Consider the following 21,303-nt stretch of genomic DNA (forward strand, 5'->3'; position numbering starts at 1 on the left):
AATCAGAACATGAAGAAACTACTTTACATACTTCCGCTCTTTTTGGGCGGATTTTTTTGGTCTCAAAATTTCAAACAAGATTCTCTTCAATTCAAGAAAATTTCAGACGAAATTTTGGTCAATGGTAAATCTTATGAAGACTTAAGAGAATTAACCAAAGATATTGGCAATAGATTATCCGGAAGCAGTAATTACGAAAAATCTGCAGACTGGGCGATGAAAAAACTGCTAGAAGCTGGTGCAGACCAAGTTTGGTTTCAACCTGTAATGGTAAACGTATGGACTCGTGGTGATGAATCTTTAAAATTAAGAGTAAATCACGGAAAATGGAAAGAAGTAAAAATGCTTTCTTTAGGCAATTCCGAGGGAACCAAAGGTAAAGATTTGGAAGGCGAAGTAATTTTAGTAAAAACTTTAGAAGATTTCGAAAAATTACCAGATTACGCTGTAAAAGATAAAATTGTGTTTTTCAACTGTGCCTTTAAACAAGAGTTTGTGGTAACCGGACAAGCTTATGGAGATGCTGGAAAATACAGAAGAGTTACTCCATCTGAAGTAGCAAAAAAAGGCGGAAAAGCGGTAATTATTCGTTCACTTACTTCTTCTTTTGACGATGTTCCTCACACTGGCTCTACTCGTTACGAAGATGGAATTCCTAAAATTCCTGCGATAGCCATCGGTGCAGAATCTGCGGATTATTTAGAAGAAATTTTACTCAAAAAACAAAAAGTTCAAGCCGTTCTCAATTCTAATTGCGGAATGAATGGACAAATGATGACCAAATCTGTCATTGGCGAAATCAAAGGAAAATCAGACGAAAAAGTAATTGTAGTGGGCGCACATCTTGATTCTTGGGATGTAGGGGAAGGCGCTCATGATGATGGTGCTGGAATTGTTCAAAGTATTGAAGTGCTGAGAACTTTCAAAAATTTAAAACTCAAAAATAATCATACCATAAGAGTTGTTTGTTTTGCCAATGAAGAAAATGGTGTAAGAGGCGGCAGAACGTACATGGAAACGGTAAAAAAATCTGAAGAACCACACATTTTTGCCCTAGAAAGTGACAGTGGAGGTTTTACACCGAGAAGTTTTAGCTTAGGAATGCATCCTGATAAAGCCAAATCTATGAAATCTTGGGAAAAACTTTTTAACCCATACGGAATTTATGAATTTGCAGGAGATCATTCTGGCGTAGACATAGAACCTCTGAGAGAACTTAAAATTCCTGCATCTGGATTGGTAACAGATTCACAAAGATATTTTGACATTCATCATACTCCAGAAGATACTTTCGAAAAAGTAAATCGCAGAGAATTATTGTTGGGAGCTGTGGTTATGACACAACTTATTTACATGGTTGATAAAAATTGGTAATGAAAAGACCTCCGTTTTACAAAAGTGTTTATTATGCTTTCAAAGGACTTTTTTGGATGCTAAAAACCGAAAGAAACTTTCAGTTAGAAGTTTTAGCACTTGTTATTAATTTATTTTTAATGGTTTATTTCCAATTAAACTCTACAGACGCTGTTTTAATTTTTATCGTTTGTTTTTTGGTTCTCATTGCAGAAATCATCAATACAGCCATTGAAAAAATTTGTGATTTCATAGAACCACATTTCAATGAAAAAATAGGTTTAATCAAAGATTTAGCAGCAGCAAGTGTAGTAACGGCTACTCTACTTTCCTTAATTACAGGAGTTTTAGTCTATTCGAAATATGTTTTTTAGAAAAAATTAAAAATTTTCGGGGAAAGTTTTTACGGCTTCGTCGTAACCCAATTTAAAGATTTCGTTCATTCTGGCTTTATTGCTCTCGAACATTCCATAATTGGATAATTCTTTGGGAGAGATAAACCAATCGCAATCTTTGAATTTATAGTTTTCTACACTATGACTCAGCAATTCATAAGCTCTGGTAGAAACTGCTTTGATACTATTGAGTTGTTTGCCTTCAATGTCTTGAAGTGGCGAAACATATACTCCAATTAGTTTTTCACATTTCTCTCTGATGAGATTTGAAGGAAAATTATTCAAAATTCCGCCATCACTCAACAACATTCCATCTTTTTGGAACGGACTGGTCAAACCTGGAACCGAACATGAAGCTATAATCGCATCAAGCAAATAAGTGTCTCCATCAAAAACATGCGTAACGCCTTGAACCAAATCAGTCGCAGTAATGAGCAATTCTAATTTTAAATCTTTAATCTTAATTTCTCCAATAATGGGTTTCAAGTACAATCTAAAAACTTCAGAATTGATAAATCCTGGTTTAGTAAGCGTAAAATGTTTCCAATTGAAAAAATAAACCGATTTAAAAAAATCTAAAATCTCATCAGGAGATTTTCCAAAAGAATACAATCCGCCAACAATTGCACCAGCACTGGTTCCTGAAATGACTTCTGGAAAAATATTTTTTTCTTCTAAAAATTTCAGTGCACCAGCTTCTGCAATTCCCTTAGTTCCACCACCTGAAAGTACTAACCCGATTTCTTTCTTCATATTATTATTAGTTTCATTTGTTAAAATTAAAAAAACCACAGCAAAAACTGTGGTTTTTTTGTATTTATTACATAAATATTAGATGTGAATCACTTCTCCGTAAGCTGCAGCTACAGCTTCCATAATTGCTTCAGAAACAGTTGGATGTGGGTGAATAGATTTGATAATTTCGTGACCAGTAGTTTCTAATTTTCTAGCAACCACCGCTTCTGCAACCATATCTGTAACACCGTCACCAATCATATGGCAACCTAACCATTCTCCGTATTTTGCATCAAAAATTACTTTGATGAAACCATCTGTATTACCATTTGCGGTAGCTTTACCAGATGCTGAAAGTGGGAATTTACCAACTTTAATTTCGTATCCTTTTTCTTTAGCTTGTTTTTCAGTTAAACCAACAGATGCAATTTCTGGATGACAGTAAGTACAACCAGGAATATTTCCGTAGTCAATTGTTTCTACGTGCATTCCTTTGATTTTCTCTACACAAGTAATTCCTTCTGCTGAAGCTACATGAGCCAAAGCTTGAGTAGGAATAATGTCACCAATTGCATAATAACCAGGAACAGAAGTTTGGTACCATTCATTTACCAAAACTCTACCCTTGTCTGTAGCAATTCCTACTTCTTCAAGTCCAATGTTTTCAATATTTGCAGCAATACCCACCGCTGAAAGTAGAATATCTGCTTCTAGTGTAATGTTTCCATCTTTGGTTTTCACATTGGCTTTAACACCATTTCCAGAAGTATCTACAGATTCTACAGATGCATTGGTCATGATATCAATACCAGATTTTTTAAGAGATTTTTCTAAATGTTTAGAAATTTCTTCATCTTCTACAGGAACAATATTTGGCATAAATTCTACAATCGTCACTTTAGTTCCCATTGTATTATAAAAATCTGCAAACTCTACTCCGATTGCTCCAGAACCTACTACAATCATAGATTTCGGTTGAGTAGGCAATGACAGAGCTTGTCTGTAACCAATTACTTTTACTCCATCTTGTGGAAGATTTGGCAATTCTCTAGAACGAGCTCCAGTTGCAATGATAATATGATTTGCCGAATATTCAGAAACTTTTCCTTCTTTATCTGTTACTGAAACTTTTTTGCCTTTTTGAACTTTGGCAGTTCCCATGATAACGTCAATTTTATTCTTCTTCATCAAGAAAGAAATTCCACCACTCATTTTAGTAGCAACTCCTCTACTTCTAGCAATTACATTAGGAAAATCAAAACTTCCCTCTACTTTATTAAGACCGTAATCTTCGGCGTGTTTTATATAGTTAAAGACTTGAGCAGACTTCAGTAATGCTTTGGTAGGAATACACCCCCAGTTTAAACAAATACCACCTAGATTTTCTTTTTCTATGATAGCAGTTTTAAAACCTAATTGTGATGCTCTAATTGCGGTTACGTAACCACCAGGTCCAGAACCTATAACAATAATATCGTAATTCATTTCGAGATTAAATTTTTGCGAATTTACGGAATTTTTCAGAAAATTCGGCTTTTACTATGATATAAATATGATTTTTTAAATAAAAAAACAACTCCTAATTAGAGTTGTTTCTTTATTTAACTTAATAAACTTCTTGTACTTTTATATTCGGGCAGTTTTTCTCTATCCAAGCGGCATCAAATTCTTTGATTTCTCTTCTTTGTCCTTTGTAAATGTAGTATTCATTAGGCGTTTCTGAGTTTCCATCAATCACTTTTGGCATTTTATTGATGATTTTTTCTTCTGGGCAATCTTGGATTTTTGCCACAGCACAACTCGAAAGAGTAAAAGCCGCAATGATAAAAAATAAAATTTTCATTTTTTAAATTTTTGGAAATTGAGAAGGGTTCGCTTCATGAAAAACTGCATATATTTTCTCAACCATATCATCTACAGAAGGTTTTGAGAAATAATCTCCATCACTTGCATAAGCTGGTCTGTGATCATTTGCTGCAATCGTTAACGGAGCCGAATCCAAATATCTGAATGCTTTTTGTTTTTCTACAATTTGCTGAAGAATAAATGCAGAGGTTCCGCCTTCTACGTCTTCGTCTATAATCACTAAACGATTGGTTTTCTTCACGCTTTCAGCAATTTCATGTGAAATATCAAATGGTATTAAAGACTGAATATCAATAACTTCCGCAGAAATTCCTAATTTTTCTAATTCTTCGGCAGCTTCCATTACCAATCTCCAAGTAGAACCATACGTTACTAGAGTAACATCTTTTCCTTCTTTAGTTACTTCTATTTTACCAACCGGAACGGTGAATTCACCTAAATTATCTGGTTGTTTTTCTTTTAATCTATAACCATTAAGACATTCTACAATAATTGCTGGTTCATCACTCTGAAGCATCGTGTTATAAAAACCTGCTGCTTTAGTTAAATTCCTAGGAACCAAAACATTCACCCCTTTTACTAGGTTAATAATTCCCGCCATTGGTGAACCAGAATGCCAAATTCCTTCTAATCTATGACCACGAGTTCTGATGATAACTGGAGCTTTTTGTCCACCTTTTGTTCTGTAATGAAGTGTTGCCAAATCATCACTAATTCCTTGTAAACAATACAAAATATAGTCTAAATACTGAATTTCTGCAATCGGACGAAGTCCACGCATCGCCATACCAATTCCTTGTCCCAAAATTGTAGCTTCTCTAATACCAGTATCTGCAACTCTTACTTTTCCGTATTTCTCTTGAAGTCCTTCTAAACCTTGGTTTACATCACCAATATTCCCTGCATCTTCACCGAAAACCAAAGTTTCAGGATATTTTTCAAAGATTTTATCAAAATTATTTCTTACCACTACTCTTCCATCTACCATTTCAGAATTTTCTGAGTAAACTGGTTTTACTTCTTTTACATTGGTAGATTTCCATTCAGATTCTGAATACAAGTGTGAAGAATAATTATCTTTTTCTTGCGCTAAAAGCTGTTGATATTTAGAAGCAAGCCATTGTCTTTCAGTAGATTGATGAGTTCTAGTCAAAAGCAAAACTTTTCTCATCAAACTGAATACATCCTTTTTAGCATAAGAAATCAATGCACCGAATTTTTGCAGTTCTGCTTCTACTTCGCTATTCTGAGATTTTAGATTCTCTACTAACGGAAGTACTTCATTTTTAAGAATTTCTATAGAATTTCTATAATTTTCCCAAGCTTTTTTCTGACCGTCTTTTGCAATTTTTTTCGCTTCTTTTTCTAAATTTTCAAGTTCTTCTACTGTTGCTAAAATTTCTTCTTTTCCTTCAATTTCTATAGAATAATTAAGAATCCATTCTTTAAATTTTTCTAAGCCGTCGAAATCTGCTTCCCATTTCAATCTATCTTCAGATTTATACCTTTCGTGAGAACCAGAAGTAGAGTGACCTTGTGGTTGAGTTACCTCTGTCACGTGAATTACCACAGGAACAGATTCTGTTCTTGCAAAATGTTCGGCTCTAGCATAAGCGTCTAGAAGTGCAGGATAATCCCAAGCTTTTACTTGAATAATTTCGCAACCTTCTGTTTTTCCTTCTTTTCTTTGGAAACCAGAAAGCATTTCTGCCATGTCTTCTTTTGCTCTTTGGTCATGAGTAGGAACAGAAATTCCGTAACCATCATCCCAAATTGATAAAATCATAGGAACTTGTAAAGCACAAGCAGCGTTCAAAGTTTCCCAGAAATGACCTTCTGCAGAAGACGCATCACCGATGGTTCCGAAAGCAACCTCGTTTCCATTATTGCTGAATTTCTCTGAACCGTGAAACTTAACTGATTTGTAAACCTTAGAAGCTTGAGCCAAACCTAGAAGTCTAGGCAGTTGTCCTGCAGTTGGAGAAATATCAGATGATATATTTTTAATTTGAGTTAAATCTTTCCAAGTTCCATCTTCATTTAAACTGCGTGTTGCAAAGTGACCATTCATTTGTCTACCAGCTGAAGCAGGTTCTCTTTCTACAGAAGTATCTGCATACAATTGTGCAAAGAAACTCTCTACTGATAAACCTCCAACTGCTAATGCGAAAGTTTGGTCTCTGTAATAGCCACTTCTAAAATCTCCATTTCTAAAAACTTTTGCCATGGCTAATTGTGGTAATTCTTTACCATCACCTACAATCCCGAACTTAGCTTTACCTGTTAAAACTTCTCTTCTTGCTATATAAGACATTTCACGAGAAATTCTACCTAGTTTATAGTCTGCTAATATTTGATTCTTAAAATCTTGAAAAGAAACTGTTTGTGTTTCGATATAAGTAGTTTGCATATCTTGGATAAGGATTTTTACAAAGATAATAAAATTATGGAATTGATAAAATAAATTGATTTTTTTGATTATTTTTCAATTACAAAACAAAACACAATATTTCTAGTGAAATACTGTGTTAAGCTCAACTTAATTAATATGAATGTATGAATAATTGTGATGATGTCTTTAAAAAATCTCCTCCGCTGCTCTGAGAACAAGCAGCGAAAGGAGAAAACACAAACGATGAAAAAAAATTTTATTTTACTTTTATTAGATTTATTTTAGCTGAATATTACTTATTAAGAAATCTTAATGCTTCTTCTTCATTATGTAAAACTACTGTAGTCTTATTTTCATTACTATTTCTTAATTTTCTTTTATTTTGTATAATTTCTAAAATCTCAATGTCATTTTTACTCAAAACATCATCAGATTTTTCTGAACTATTAGATTGTTTAAATGATAATACTGCGATTGAAGCCAATGCTAACAATATTGGTGTAAATTTTTTCATAACAGTAAATTTTTAAATTAATATTTTAAATTTCTTAAGATTAAAATATGTTTAAGAATATAAACAAAGTAAATCTTAGATATTCCTTTAAATTGTATTTTAAAATTTCTTTAAAAATCTCCTTCGCTGCTACGAAAACAAACAGCGAAAGGAGAAAACACAAACGATGAAAAAAAATTTTATTTTACTTTTTATAAATATTATTTTAAATCTTTCAAAAAATTTAAATAAAAAATTCTTCAAAAATCTCTTTCGCTGTTCTGAGAACAAACAGCGAAAAGAGAAAACACAAACGATGAAAAAAATTTTATCTTACTTTTTTATTAGATTTATTTATTTTGGTGGCTTAACCACATCATCAAATTCTGATAAACTTGATTGAGTATCTATGCTGAAAGTTTTTACAGACGCGGTATCTCTAATATTTCTATTTTTTTGAATAATCTTTAGAGTTGTAACATCTTCATTACTTAAAATATTATCATTTTGTCTACATGAAACAAATAAAACACTTAATACTCCAATAGAAAAAAGAACTGTTTTTTTCATAACTAATTTTTTTACAAATGTATCGTGAAAGTTTATCTACAAACAAATTTTTCAACTGTCATTTCATAAAGAATTACTGTTGTTTTATAAAAATTATGATAAATTTTAGAAAAAATAACAGTATTATTGTAAAATTAATTTTTGAAGTCAAAAAAAATAATTTGATTAAATTAATCAACTTGCTATGAATCAACGTTTTAATATAAAAATATTATTTTTTACAATTCTTTTTTTTTCAGTTAATACTTTTAGTCAAAATATTAATTTAGAAAGAATGGATAATGAAGAAATTGAAAAAATAATTGATAGTTTATATTATTCAAACCCAGATGAAGGAATTAAAATTGTTAAATTTTACATAAAGAAATCCAAAAAAGAAAACAGTAATGAATCCTTATATATAGCCTACAGATATGCTAGTAAATTTTATCCAGTTCCAATAAACTTTAAATATACTGACAGCGCTCTCATTGCAAGTAAAAGAACTGAAAATAAAACTTTAATTACTGACGCATATCTTAATAAAGGTGTTATTCTAATGGATGAGTCTTTATATCAGAAGGCGCTTGATAATATATTAATAGCAAATAAATACTCTTTAGAACTCAATGATAATTATATAATAAATAAAACCACATATTTTATTGCTCAAAATAAAATCTACCTCGGCTTACATGAAGATGCAAACAAAGAATTAGTAAATTGTTATAACTATTTTAAAGTTAATCTTAATAAAAAAGTATTAAACGAAGACTACAAAACATATTATATATTTTCTCTTATGAGTTTAATAGATTCTAATACAAGAATTGGAAAACATCAAGAAAATATATCTCTATTAGAGGAAGCATACGATTTTATTTATAAAAATAATTTTGAACATTTAAAACCATATTTTATTTCATCAGAAGGCACTGAAGCATTTTATAATGCAAACTATAATTTAGCAATTAAAAAACTTTCAGAAGCAATTAGATTATATAATGACCAATGGCCACATTTAAATGATATTTTTTACATTGGCCTTTCAAATTGGAAACTTGGGAAAAGAGATGTAGCAGTTAAATATTTTGAGGAAATTGATAAAGAATATGACAAGTCAAAAAAATTAAATCCTGAATTTAGACCAGCATATGAACTATTAATTAAGTATAATGACTCCATTGGTAATAGAGATAAGCAATTAAAATATATCAATACCTTAATGTCTCTTGATAAAAATTATGAAAAAAATTATAAGTACCTATTCTCTAAGATTAATAAAGAATATGATACTCATAAACTCATAAATGAAAAGAACAAAATTGAAAGTTCTCTAAAAAATCAAAGAACTATAATTAGTTCAATATTATTAATAACCATCCTTGCATCATTATTCTATTGGAATCGTTATAACTCTTTACAAAAAAAATATAAAGAAAAATTTGAAGAAATTATTTCACAGAAAAATATTTTAGAAAAAATAGAGACTCTTGCAGAAGTAGAATCAAAACAGGAAGATGATCTAAATCCAAAAACTCTTAACATAACTGACAAAATAAAAATTACCGCTCCAAAAAATTCTTCTGAACTAGAATTTTACAACAAAATACCTGGTCTCAATCCTATTTTAGTTCAAAATATTTTGCAACAACTAGAAAAATTCGAAGAAGAACTTAGGTTTACTGATAATCAGATGTCATTGAGACTTTTAAGTGAAGAATTTAACACCAATATACCTTATCTTTCTAAAATCATTAATGTGTACAAAGGAAAGAATTTTAACTATTATATTAATGATCTAAGAATCGACTACATTATAGAACTACTGAAAAATGATGCTACCTATTTAAACTATGATATCAAAAATCTAGCATCTCTAGCAGGCTTTACGAATGCGGTAAACTTCTCTGACAATTTCCAAAGAAAATTTGAGATTAAACCTTCATACTTCATTAAAATGATGAAGGAAAATATTAAAACACATTCTTAAAAACATCTAAATAAAAAAACTTCAACATTTTCATGTTGAAGTCCCCTTTGAAGAAGAACTTTACTATTCTAAATAGTAATGTTTTTTTTGGTCATTAAATCTTACCTCTTTTTATCGTGTTTTAAGATGAAACAAAACTACTCTTTTCATTATTTTCTTACTAAAAACTGAACTCGGAATTCATAAAAATCAACCGGGATTTTTTGAAAAAATATCATATTTCTTATTTCAATTTTTTGTTTTATCATTGTAGAAAAGTGAAAATTGAAAGCAAAAATCAATAACTACCTAATAATCAAAAACTTAGTTTTTATAATTCTATTTTTTCTCCAAATACCAACAAACGCTCAAGGAAAAAAAATAGAAAATTTATCTTTTTTACAATTAGAACATAAAATTGATAGTTTAGTTTATAACAATGCTAATGCATCGCCATTAATCCAATTTTACATCAAAAAATCCAAGAAAGAAAATAATTTAAAAGCATTAGTTTATGCCTACAGATATGCCAGTCAAAATCCTTCTGAAAAATATAAAGTCAAGTATTCTGATAGTGCTATATTAGTTGCTAAAAAAATAAATGATAATTCTATACTAGCAGAAGCATACATTAATAAATCTACTCTACTTATTGCAAAAAACCAACACGATGTTGCTTCTAATTATCTAATGCTTGCTAACAGAATTGCAGAAAAAACAAATGATAATTATTTAAAATATCAAACAATTTATTCTATTGCTCAAAATTATTTGTATTTAGGTCGATTATCTGATGCCAAAAAGGAATATGAAAAATGTGTAAATTTCTTTTCTGTAAATCTTGATAAATCGCAGACCTACGGGAAAAATTATGAAATGATGTTTATGTACTCTTTAATCAATTTGATTGACATCAACTCAAAATTAAATCAATTTTCTGATAATGAAATATTATTAAAAAAAGCTTTTCAATATATTAAAGAAAACAAATCTAATTTTTATTATGCATATTTTATTTCTTGCGAAGGAACCAACGCTTATTTTCTTAAAAATTATTTTTTGGCTATAGAAAAATTGAAGAAGGCTCAAACTTTATACCAAGATAGTTGGCCTCACTACACAGAAATTTTTTACATAGGAATGTCCTATTGGCAATTAGGAAACAAAAAAGAAGCCGTAAAATATTTTGAAAAATTAGATAAGGAATATTATATAGGAATAAATAGAAATCCTCAATATAGACCTGCTTACGAATTACTTATAGAATACTACGCTTCTAAAAATAACACAGATAAGCAACTCGAATACATTAACAAATTAATGTCTTTGGATAAATCTTATGAAAAGAACTACAAATATCTTTTTGCCAAAATTCATAAAGAATATGATACTCAAAAGCTTATTGAAGAGAAAAATAATATTGAAAACAGCTTAAAAATTCATCAATATCTCACGCTTTTTGTAATCATTATAAGTATAGTATTGATTTCTTTTTCTACTTATAAATATTTCCAAATACAAAGGAGATATAAAGAACGTTTTGAACAAATAATTTCACAAAAAAAAACAGAAATCGAGAAAATCCCAGATACAATTGTTGAAGAGGATAAAACTTTAACTCCAAAAATCGCGGGACTTAGTGAATCAACCATTACATATATTCTAGAACAGTTAGAAATTTTCGAAAAAGAACAACAATTTCTAGACTATAAAATCACTCAAAAATTACTCAGCGAAAAACTGGGAACCAATCCAACTTATCTATCTAAAATTATTAATGTTTATAAAGAGAAAAACTTTAGTAATTATCTCAATGACTTAAGGTTAGAATATGTTGTAGAATTGCTCAAAACAGAACATAAATACTTGAATAGAGACATCAAAGAATTGGCAAATATTGCAGGATTTACAAATGCTGAGGCATTTTCGGATAATTTCCAAAGAAAATTTGAGATTAAACCTTCGTACTTCATTAAAATGATGAAGGAAAATATTAAAACTTCCTCTCTATAACGTAATCAAGCATCAAATTAAGAGAATGTTTCGCGTCAGAATCAGGGAATTCTGCAAGGATATTTTTTGCTTTTTGCTGAAAATCTTTCATTACACCAATTGCATAATCCAGTCCACCAGATTTTTTCACAAATTCTATCAGCTCTTTTACGCGTTTTTGGTCGTTATTATATCTTTTTATAGTATTGAAATAGTACTTTCTATCAGCTTCATTCGCCGTTTTCAAAGTATGAATAAGCGGCAAAGTCATCTTTTGCTCTTTTATGTCAATCCCAACTGGTTTTCCAATAATATTTTTAGAAAGATAATCAAACAAATCGTCTTTGATTTGGAACGCCATTCCTGTATAAGTACCGAAATCTTGCATTTTTTTGGCTAAAACTTCATCAGCACCATTAGACAAAACGCCCACTTCGCAACAAGCTGCAATAAGTGTAGCCGTTTTTTGACGAATAATTTCATAGTAAACGTCTTCTGTAATGTCTAATTTTCTGGCTTTTTCTAATTGAAGCAACTCTCCTTCAGACATTTCTCTGATGGTTCTAGAAATAACAGCCAATAAATCAAAATCTTTATTATCTGTAGAAAGTAAAACCGATTTAGATAGTAAATAATCACCCACCAAAACCGCAATTTTATTTTTCCATAAAGCATTGATAGAAAAGAAATTACGACGTTTGAAACTTTCGTCTACTACGTCATCATGAACCAAAGTAGCAGTATGAATCAACTCAATCATAGAAGCGCCACGAAACGTCTTTTCATTTACATTTCCTACCAATTGAGCGGTAAGAAATACAAACATTGGTCGCATTTGCTTTCCTTTGGTGGTTACAATAAAACGAGTAACTTTATCAAGCAAAGGAACTCTGCTTTGCATAGATTCATAAAACTTTTGTTCAAAAAGTTTCATTTCTTCGTTAATCGGCTTCTTGATTTCTTCTACGATGTTTGACACGCTATAAATTGAATGATTATTGACAATAATTATAAATTCATACAAATATAATTAATTAAAACTATACTTACATAATCCGTTGAATGCAATAAAAAAATTATTTTAACTTTTCGAAAGGAATAAAATACAAACGCTGTTTTACACTGAAAATAAACTTAGAAAAATCTTCATTAGAAATATAAATTCCATCTTTATTCACTGCAATTCCTTCTACTTGCCCCACCGAAAGAAAAGAGCCTAACTTATACTTTTTCAATGGTTTAGAGAAAAATAATCCTTCAGAATTTCCCTCAAAAATCATCAAATACACTTTCGCTTTTCTAGTGTAACCTACCACATATAATTTCCCTTGAAAATAAGCAGCATCTGTAATGACAAATCCTGTATGAAAAGACTCCAAATTCACAATTGATTGATTTTCTGATTTTTGTAAGTCAATAGTATAATGAGAAATATTTTTAGAACTCCATTCTTTCGAAAAAACATGAACTTTTTCATTAAGGAAAATCATGGCTTCTGCATCAAAATTATGAGAAAGATATCGTATGGAAAAATCGTCTTGTGCAGAATAATTAAAGGAATTTTTAGAATAATTTCCCTGAAAATCAGTTTTATAAATAGCTAAATCTTTTCTACTTCCAGCATTATTCCCAAAATCGCCTATATAAAAATCTTCATCATCACTGGTAATCGCTTCCCAATCTTTATTCGGAAAATTAATTTTCAGTTTTGATAAAATTTTACCAGAAATTTTATCAATTTCAAAAATTTCATTGGTATTTCCGCCATCGTTTAAAGTATAGAGTTTATCTTTAAGAAAAGTAAGACCAGATGTTTCTTTCAAAGAATCTGATAACGTGGCAATTTTGTATTTCCTAAGAGCTAACTTTTCTGTTTTTTGAGAAAAAGAAAAAAGAAAACTAAAAAATAGAAAAACAAGAATGAATTTTTTCATAGAGTTTATTCTCCAGAATTTTTGTTGGCCAATTGTCCACAAGCTGCGTCAATATCTCCACCTCTACTTCTTCTCACCAAAGCTGTAATCCCCGCTTTTTCTAACTCACGAACATATTTTTCTTCGGCTTCTACACTTCTATGGTCGAATTTTCCTTCACCAATTGGATTATATTGAATCAAATTCACTTTACAAGGAACTTGTTTACAATATTTTATCAAAGCTTTTATATCTTCGTCGCCATCATTAATTCCTTTCCAAACACAATATTCAAAGGTGATTCTACTTCCAGTTTTATCATACCAATATTGCATCGCTTCCATAATTTCTGTTAACGGAAATTTTGTGGAAAAAGGCATAATTTCATTTCTTTTATGCTCTATTGCTGAGTGAAGAGAAAGCGCTAATTTGACTTTCAAATTTTCATCAGCAAGCATTTTCATCATTTTTGGAATTCCAGAAGTAGAAACGGTAATTCTTCGTGCAGACATTCCCAAACCGTCTTCTTGGGTAATTTTTCTGATGGCATCTACTACGTTTTTATAGTTCATCATAGGTTCTCCCATTCCCATAAAAACGATGTTTGACAAAGGTCTATCAAAATATAGTTTGCTCTGTTTATCAATCAAAGCAACTTGGTCTACAATTTCGGCAACTTCTAGATTTCTCATCCTTTTTAGTTTTGCCGTTGCACAAAATTCACAGTTCAAACTACAACCTACTTGCGAAGAAACACAAGCAGTAGTTCTAGATTCTGTAGGAATGAGAACAGATTCTACCAAAAGACCGTCATGAAGTTTTACTCCATTTTTGATGGTTCCATCTTTAGATTTTTGCAATAAATCCACAGAAATTGGATTGATGGTGAATTCTTGAGAAATTTTTTCTCTCAACTCTTTAGAAAGGTTGGTCATTTCATCTATAGAATGAAGATTTTTAGACCATAACCAATCATAAACCTGTTTCGCACGAAAAGGTTTTTCGCCAAGAGTGACAAAATATTCTTTGAGCTGTTCTAAACTTAATGTTCTGATATCTTTCATATAAAAAAGTCTCGCAGATTCAGCAAATTTAGCAGATTTTAATTCATCTGCAATATCAGCCAAATCTGCGAGAAAATTATTTTAAAATTAATCTTACAAAATCAACATTGCGTCTCCGTAAGAATAGAATTTATATTCATTTTTCACGGCTTCTTCATAAGCGTGCATGATAAAATCTGTTCCTGCAAAAGCTGCAATCATCATAATTAATGTAGATTTTGGCGTGTGGAAATTGGTAATCATAGCGTTTGCTACCCCAAAATCATAAGGTGGATAAATAAATTTATTGGTCCAACCTTGGTAAGCAGAAATCTTTTTGTTAGAAGAAACAGAAGTTTCTAATGCTCTCATTGTAGTAGTTCCTACAGCACAAATTCTTCTATTTTCATCAGCTGCTTTGTTGATAATATCAGCAGTTTTTTCGTCGATAATTGCTTCTTCACACTCCATTTTGTGCTTAGAAAGATCTTCTACTTCGATTGGGTTAAATGTTCCTAAACCTACGTGAAGTGTAACTTCTGCAAAGTTAATTCCTTTGATTTCTAGACGCTTCATTAAGTGCTTAGAAAAGTGTAAACCTGCAGTTGGAGCAGCTACTGCACCTTCTATTTTAGCATAAATCGTTTGGTAACGTTCTGCATCTTCTGGTTCTACTTCTCTTTTGATGTATTTAGGAAGTGGAGTTTCTCCCAATTCTTTTAATTTAGCACGAAATTCTTCATAAGAACCGTCAAATAAAAATCTTAGCGTTCTACCTCTAGATGTAGTATTATCAATTACTTCTGCAACCAAAGATTCATCTTCTGTAAAGAAAAGTTTGTTTCCAATTCTAATTTTACGAGCTGGATCTACTAATACGTCCCAAACTCTGGTTTCTTTATCAAGTTCTCTTAATAAGAAAACTTCGATTTTAGCACCAGTTTTTTCTTTATTTCCGTATAGTCTAGCTGGGAAAACTTTGGTATTGTTAAAGATAAATAAATCGTCTTCGTTAAAATAATCGATTACGTCTTTAAATAGTTTATGTTCAATGGTTTGTGTCTTTCTGTCAAGAACCATTAATCTTGCTTCGTCTCTGTGTTCTGAAGGGTGTTCTGCCAACAAATGTTCTGGCAAGTGAAAATTGAAATCAGATGTTTTCATAAAATTTACGGATTTTATTTAAATTTTTTAAGCCTGCAAATATACGATATGAAAACAGGGGTTGTCAAGTGTTTTGGGAAGTATTTTGAAAAAACACTAGTTAAATTTCAGATTAAGAGCTATTTCTTCACAGTCATCAAACTCAAATAGAAATTTATATCCATTTTTGTAATCTACTTCAGCATATAAAATCCAAAAATTATTTCCATTTAATCTTTCCTTTAAAGAATCGTATATTTTTTTATGAATAATTTGACCTAAATCCATAAACCTAATTTCAATCATTGGAGTTTTTGATTTATATAATTTAAATTTCACTTCTAAATTTGTTTTTTTAGAATCATCATTTACAAAACATTGAACTAGGAACTCATCTTCTGCTAATTCTTTTATTATTATTTTTCCAATTTCTTTTTCACTATAACTGTAATCAAAAGTTTTCTTATCTAAATAAGAATAATATGGTTTTTCACTGTTTATACGTTGTAAAGCAATAACCTCTTTTAAAGAATTATCAGTTATATAGTAATAAGAATCATCATTTCTTTGATTCATATAATAATTATTGTTGCTAGAATTAAAATAAATATAACTTTTCCATGAATTTTTATTTCCAATTTTTGGACTAATTCTAGTGGAATTACTAACACATTTTTTATCAAATTGATACTCTTGAGAAAAAACAAATAAAGAAAATAGTAAAACGAAAGAAAGAAATAATTTTTTCATGGTAAATAGTTTTTAATTTTTTGCCAAGATAATAATTTTTCTTCATACCTCAAACTTGCATGAGCAGGGCTTGTAGAAGGTAAAACAATAATTGGCAGATGAAATTCTTTTAGTAAAATTTTCTGTAAATTTTTGTAAGATTTTTGTCCGTTACAGAAAATAGCTTTTATATTTGGGAAATTCTGTAACAACTCTCCTATTTTGTTCGCTTCTTCATTTCTTATTTCAGAATCTAGACTACCTTTTCTTTCGCAAGTTTCTATTATGTCCCAAAGTGCAACGTGGTATTTTTCTAAAATTTTAATTCTTTCAGAGTAATCGGTAGTAAAATCTTCATTAAAAATTTCACAAATAATTTTCCAAAATTTGTTTTGAGGATGCGCGTAATATTGTTGCATTTCCAAAGATTTAACTCCTGGAATAGAGCCCAAAATCAGAATTTTTGATTCGTTATCAATGATTGGTGGAAATGAGGATATTTTTTGCATTTTAAAATAAGTTTCGGCTAAAGCCAACTCAAATATACAAAAAAAGAAAAACGGGCTAAAGCCCGTTTCTATTGATAAAATAAAAATCTATTTCTGATTTCTACAAAGTTTCTTTCAACCAATCGAAGAATTCTCTTTGCCAAACTAGACCGTTTTGAGGATGTAAAACCCAGTGGTTTTCATTAGGGAAATAAAGGAATTTGGTTTTCAGACCTTTCATTTTTGCTGCTTGAAAAGCTTCCTGACCTTGTTCATAACCTACTCTGAAATCCAGACCTCCTTGAATCACCATAATTGGCTTATTCCATTGGTCTACAAAATTGATTGGGTTAAAATCTGTATACGCTTTTGGTAAAGGTTTTTCCCAAGGCGAACCTAAATCCCAATTGGCAAACCATAATTCTTCGGTAGTTCCGTACCAAGATTTCATATCAAACAATCCGTCATGAGCAATAAACGTTTTGAATCTATTTTCGTGAACTCCTGCCAACATGAAAACGCTGTAACCACCGTAACTTGCGCCAACTGCAGCCATTCTATCACCATCTACATAAGGTAAAGTTTTTGCAAAATCTGCCGCTGCTAAATAATCTCTGATTGGTTGTCCTCCCCAATCTTTAGAAATATCTTCATTCCATTTGGTTCCCCAACCTGGCATTCCTCTTCTATTTGGCGCAACTACGATGTAATCATTTGCAGCCATTAAAGCGAAATTCCAACGCGTAGAGAAAAATTGAGTTAAAGCAGATTGCGGACCTCCTTGACAATATAAAAGTGTAGGATATTTCTTATTTGGGTCAAAATTCGGTGGATAATGGAACCAAACTCCCATTTCTTTACCATCTGAAGTTTTCACCATTTTCAGTTCAGATTTTCCTTGAGATAATTTAGCGTAAGTATCTTTATTTATAGAAGTTAGCTGTAACATACTTCCGTCTTTTACATTAACTTTAAATAAATCTGCATTATGATTAATATCTGTTCTGGTTACCAAAATATTTCCGCTTTGGAAGGCAATAATTTCATTCACATCAAAATTACCACCAGAAATTTGCTTCACTTTCCCATCTAAACCGATGTAGAAAAGCTGTTTTACACCTCTGTAAGCGGTAGAAAAATAAATATTTTTAGAATCTGGGCTCCATGCTACATCTCCCACTACACTTTCGTCCCAAGATTTAGTAAGAATTGTGATTTTTTTAGAAGCCAAATCCATCACTACAATGTCATTTTTGTCTGCTTCATAACCATCTCTCGCCATAGATTGCCAAAGCAAAGATTTTCCATCTGGCGAAAACTTAGGATTTACATCGTATCCCATCATTCCTTCTGTCCAGTTTTCGGTTTTACCAGAAGCTAAATCATAAGCATAAATATCTGTATTAGTGCTGGTTGCATAATCTTTACCCGATTTTTTCTTGCAAACGTATAAAACTTTAGAAGAATCTGGACTCCAAACGAAATCTTCGCTTCCACCATGAGGTTTTTGAGGAGCATCAAAAGGTAAATTTTCTAATAAATCTTTAGCTTTCGCAACATCTTCACCTAAATTGGCAACGAAAACGTGATTGTATTTCCCTTCGTTCCAAGCATCCCAATGCCTGTGATTAAGGTCTGTATAAATTTGAGCTGTCGTTTTAGGAAGGTCAGAATATTTGTCTTTTCCTAACAATTTTTCTACGTGAACCGACTTACTAAAAGCGATTTTTTTACCATCTGGAGAAATGTTAATATTGTCTGCATCGCCAATGGTATAAAATTCAGTCCAAGTCAATCCTCTGTCTTTAGAAATATAGATTTTATCACCTTCTGAAGCGTAAATTCCGTTTTTGTCCCACTGAATTAAAGATTTTTTACCGAAATCAACTTTAGAAGTTTGATTTTTTGACAAATCGTAGTAAAAGTGTTCTTTATTAGTCTTTTCAGTCTTCAAATCTACTTTTCCTACGCTGTAAAATAGCCCAGATTGAGATGGTTCTACTGCGGTAACCGAGAATTTATTAAGCGTCCAGAGAATTTCTGGCGTCATTACCTGTTGTGCTTTCATAAGGAAAGGTGCTGCTAGAGCGATAATTGTATGTTTTAGTTTCATTTTATAATGATTTTAGCGGTCTAAAATTACTTAAATTTATGGATAAATTTTCTTTGCCTCTTTCCTAAAGGATGAAAAATTTATTGACAATTTTTTCGATGGTGTTGATATTTCGGCTGGTTAGAATGTTTTTAAAAGATTTCTTTCCCAAAATCTTACCAAACTCACTGTCAAGGGTATTTCCTTTAGGAATTTTCCAATAAAAATTACCTTTGATTAATTTGGCTTCTTCCTGTTCTTGATGATTGGTTTTTAGAAATTCTTGCATCAAAAGATTTTCGTCTCCCGAATTACAAATAAAACTGTAAATATGTAGATTTTCGTCTTTCTCAAAAGGAGAATTTTCTAAAATCCCCTTCACTTCTTCATCAGTTTTTAAAAACAGAAATGCTTCGTAATGAAAATGCTCGGAAAGTGACTTTTCCAGTTTTTGTTTTAAATTTTCTGGAACTTCATCAGATTCAAATAAAATATTTCCTGTTGCCAAAACGCTAGAAACGTCTTTCATTCCTGCTTTTTTGAAAATATCACAGACTTCTGCCATTTTCATTGCAGTTCCGTTTACGTTTACGCCGCGTAAAAAAGCACAGTATTTCATAGGTTAATGCAAAGGTTGAGTTAATTATTTTCTTTCGTAGAGATTATAATCTGTTCCAGAAGGTTTTAATCTGTATATTTTTTCTAAAATTTTATTGTCAGAATTTAAGTGATTTTTAATTCTAAATTCCTTCAATAATTGATAGTTTTCTTGGTAAAAACTTCCATCTTTTCCTTCAAATAAATTTTTTGGAGCCAATAAATACTTTGGTTTTCTTTTTTCGACGGTGTTTTTCCAATAATTGGCTTTGTCTTTTTTGATTTCAGCTTGAATTTCTTTATCCACCAAACCTACTTCATCTATTGCCTTTAAACCTGAAAAAAATGGAATATAACCAGCTGGTTCTAACAAAATGTATTGATTTTTATCTTTTTCGTAGTCTTTTAGAAACAAACCAATGCTTCTTCTGTAATTCCACTCTCCGTTTCCTGTGGCGATAGAATGAACCGTTTGAAAAGCTGCCATCGGTAAAATATAGAAAATCAAAAGCAGAGAAATCCACCACAATTTATATGTTTTTTGCTCTAAAACAAATACCAAAATCACTGCAAAAAGCAAAATCTGTGGAACCCAATAATACCAATCAAAATAACTCCTTTGTGAAATAAAAATCAATTGTTTTGTCCAGCCAAAAAGGAAAATTATCCAGATGAAAAGGTTTTTACTTTCTCTCTTCGAAACGATATATAAAAACGCTAAAAGCTCAAAAAATAAAACCAAAATCGTGAAAGGATTAAAATCTCCTGGAAGTTTCAGCATTCCCCAGAAATTACCATAATTCATTAGGAAATATTTCCACTGGAGTGCCAAACTCATGTTTTTTGCATACGTCACACTTTTGGCAACAATGGTATTATTCACCAATTCACCGAAGTAAAACCAGTTGAAACTCATCAAAACGACAACTCCTAAAATTCCACCTAAAATGTAGAACCAACGAATTTTTTTATTCCAAATAATATCGGCCAAAAAGACAATTCCTAAGAAAATCACTGTATCTATTCTGGTGAAAAGAATAAGAATAGGGAAAAGAATTTGCGCCCAAATTTTATTTTGCTTGAACCCAAAATACAATAAAGCCATTTCTAGAAAGAACAGAATTCCGTATTCCATTCCGAGAATTGAAATTTTAATAGATGGTGGCAAAATGCCAAATAAGAAGATGAAAATAGCTTGATGTAAAGGATTTTCGAGGATTAATTTTGAAAGAAAGTAACTCCCTATCGTAAACAATAATGAATTGAAAATCAATAATGGATATATGAAGTTTTCTTTGCCAAAAATCAGATTAAAAATATAAGAAACAAACACATACAAATGTGTAGTAGAAGCAGAAATTTTAGTTTCTCCATTGAAACCAATTACACCGTAATCTAATAAATTTTGCGCTACTCTCCACGTGATAAAAGCATCTTCCTGAATATGATGCGTGAGCAAAAAAAGAAGTTTTACCAAAACGGTAAAAATTACTGCTAAAAGAGGAAATTTCGCGTACTTCTGTAAAGTTTCAGACATTTTTTCGTGTAAAT

At 30.9% G+C, this 21,303-nt stretch carries 19 protein-coding genes; 4 read left to right on the forward strand and 15 right to left on the reverse strand.

Going from position 1 to position 21,303, the window contains the following annotated elements:
• Positions 1–9 precede the first annotated feature (9 nt).
• Together EB819_RS05330 and EB819_RS05335 are read left to right on the forward strand one after the other, a co-directional pair.
• On the forward strand, positions 10–1,374 hold the full coding sequence (locus EB819_RS05330) for a M20/M25/M40 family metallo-hydrolase (RefSeq protein ID WP_069799347.1): 1,365 nt from the start codon (positions 10–12) through the stop codon (positions 1,372–1,374).
• Positions 1,374–1,727: a diacylglycerol kinase family protein gene (locus EB819_RS05335; RefSeq protein WP_069799309.1), complete on the forward strand. Its 354-nt coding sequence runs from the start codon at positions 1,374–1,376 to the stop codon at positions 1,725–1,727. Before EB819_RS05330 ends, EB819_RS05335 begins: the two co-directional genes overlap by 1 nt.
• A gap of 6 nt (positions 1,728–1,733) precedes the next feature.
• On the opposite strand, the gene EB819_RS05340 is transcribed toward EB819_RS05335, so the two are convergent.
• The 6 genes from EB819_RS05340 to EB819_RS05365 all read right to left on the reverse strand — a co-directional run bounded on the left by EB819_RS05340 (position 1,734) and on the right by EB819_RS05365 (position 7,804).
• Complete coding sequence (locus EB819_RS05340; RefSeq protein ID WP_069799307.1) at positions 1,734–2,501, reverse strand: patatin-like phospholipase family protein; 768 nt, start codon at positions 2,499–2,501, stop codon at positions 1,734–1,736.
• A 78-nt stretch (positions 2,502–2,579) separates the two neighbouring features.
• Positions 2,580–3,968 carry a dihydrolipoyl dehydrogenase gene (gene lpdA, locus EB819_RS05345; protein ID WP_069799305.1) on the reverse strand — a complete coding sequence of 463 codons (1,389 nt, stop codon included), beginning with the start codon at positions 3,966–3,968 and terminating at the stop codon, positions 2,580–2,582.
• Positions 3,969–4,089: 121 nt separating this feature from the next.
• Positions 4,090–4,326 carry a hypothetical protein gene (locus EB819_RS05350; protein WP_069799303.1) on the reverse strand — a complete coding sequence of 79 codons (237 nt, stop codon included), beginning with the start codon at positions 4,324–4,326 and terminating at the stop codon, positions 4,090–4,092.
• Positions 4,327–4,329: 3 nt separating this feature from the next.
• Positions 4,330–6,759, reverse strand: a complete 2,430-nt coding sequence (locus tag EB819_RS05355) for an alpha-ketoacid dehydrogenase subunit alpha/beta (protein ID WP_069799300.1) — start codon at positions 6,757–6,759, stop codon at positions 4,330–4,332.
• Between the two features lie 274 nt (positions 6,760–7,033).
• Complete coding sequence (locus EB819_RS05360; protein ID WP_069799297.1) at positions 7,034–7,255, reverse strand: hypothetical protein; 222 nt, start codon at positions 7,253–7,255, stop codon at positions 7,034–7,036.
• A gap of 333 nt (positions 7,256–7,588) precedes the next feature.
• Positions 7,589–7,804 carry a hypothetical protein gene (locus EB819_RS05365; protein ID WP_069799295.1) on the reverse strand — a complete coding sequence of 72 codons (216 nt, stop codon included), beginning with the start codon at positions 7,802–7,804 and terminating at the stop codon, positions 7,589–7,591.
• Positions 7,805–8,078: 274 nt separating this feature from the next.
• Here EB819_RS05365 and EB819_RS05370 point away from each other — a divergent pair, with 274 nt between their 5' ends.
• Positions 8,079–9,776, forward strand: coding sequence for a helix-turn-helix domain-containing protein (locus EB819_RS05370; RefSeq protein WP_158005959.1), 1,698 nt, complete (start codon positions 8,079–8,081; stop codon positions 9,774–9,776).
• 264 nt (positions 9,777–10,040) lie between these two features.
• Positions 10,041–11,768 carry a helix-turn-helix domain-containing protein gene (locus tag EB819_RS05375; protein ID WP_069799291.1) on the forward strand — a complete coding sequence of 576 codons (1,728 nt, stop codon included), beginning with the start codon at positions 10,041–10,043 and terminating at the stop codon, positions 11,766–11,768.
• Here EB819_RS05375 and EB819_RS05380 read toward each other — a convergent pair.
• The 9 genes from EB819_RS05380 to EB819_RS05420 all read right to left on the reverse strand — a co-directional run bounded on the left by EB819_RS05380 (position 11,749) and on the right by EB819_RS05420 (position 21,289).
• A complete protein-coding gene (locus tag EB819_RS05380) occupies positions 11,749–12,726 on the reverse strand; it encodes a polyprenyl synthetase family protein (protein ID WP_069799289.1) in 978 nt (325 codons plus the stop codon). The genes EB819_RS05375 and EB819_RS05380 overlap by 20 nt on opposite strands.
• Before the next feature lie 97 nt (positions 12,727–12,823).
• On the reverse strand, positions 12,824–13,681 hold the full coding sequence (locus EB819_RS05385; protein ID WP_069799287.1) for a hypothetical protein: 858 nt from the start codon (positions 13,679–13,681) through the stop codon (positions 12,824–12,826).
• A gap of 5 nt (positions 13,682–13,686) precedes the next feature.
• On the reverse strand, positions 13,687–14,724 hold the full coding sequence (gene rlmN / locus EB819_RS05390) for a dual-specificity RNA methyltransferase RlmN (RefSeq protein WP_069799345.1): 1,038 nt from the start codon (positions 14,722–14,724) through the stop codon (positions 13,687–13,689).
• A gap of 93 nt (positions 14,725–14,817) precedes the next feature.
• Complete coding sequence (gene queA, locus EB819_RS05395) at positions 14,818–15,867, reverse strand: tRNA preQ1(34) S-adenosylmethionine ribosyltransferase-isomerase QueA (protein WP_069799285.1); 1,050 nt, start codon at positions 15,865–15,867, stop codon at positions 14,818–14,820.
• Positions 15,868–15,963: 96 nt separating this feature from the next.
• Positions 15,964–16,596: a hypothetical protein gene (locus EB819_RS05400; RefSeq protein WP_069799283.1), complete on the reverse strand. Its 633-nt coding sequence runs from the start codon at positions 16,594–16,596 to the stop codon at positions 15,964–15,966.
• Positions 16,593–17,084 carry a DNA-deoxyinosine glycosylase gene (locus EB819_RS05405; protein ID WP_069799343.1) on the reverse strand — a complete coding sequence of 164 codons (492 nt, stop codon included), beginning with the start codon at positions 17,082–17,084 and terminating at the stop codon, positions 16,593–16,595. The genes EB819_RS05400 and EB819_RS05405 overlap by 4 nt, the downstream gene beginning before the upstream one ends.
• A 100-nt stretch (positions 17,085–17,184) precedes the next feature.
• Complete coding sequence (locus EB819_RS05410; RefSeq protein WP_069799281.1) at positions 17,185–19,176, reverse strand: S9 family peptidase; 1,992 nt, start codon at positions 19,174–19,176, stop codon at positions 17,185–17,187.
• A gap of 64 nt (positions 19,177–19,240) precedes the next feature.
• On the reverse strand, positions 19,241–19,774 hold the full coding sequence (locus EB819_RS05415) for a DUF1697 domain-containing protein (protein WP_069799278.1): 534 nt from the start codon (positions 19,772–19,774) through the stop codon (positions 19,241–19,243).
• A gap of 24 nt (positions 19,775–19,798) precedes the next feature.
• Positions 19,799–21,289, reverse strand: coding sequence for a DUF8728 domain-containing protein (locus EB819_RS05420; protein WP_069799276.1), 1,491 nt, complete (start codon positions 21,287–21,289; stop codon positions 19,799–19,801).
• Positions 21,290–21,303 lie beyond the last annotated feature (14 nt).

Source organism: Cloacibacterium normanense (assembly GCF_003860565.1).
In the GTDB taxonomy this organism is placed as follows: Bacteria; Bacteroidota; Bacteroidia; order Flavobacteriales; family Weeksellaceae; genus Cloacibacterium; species Cloacibacterium normanense.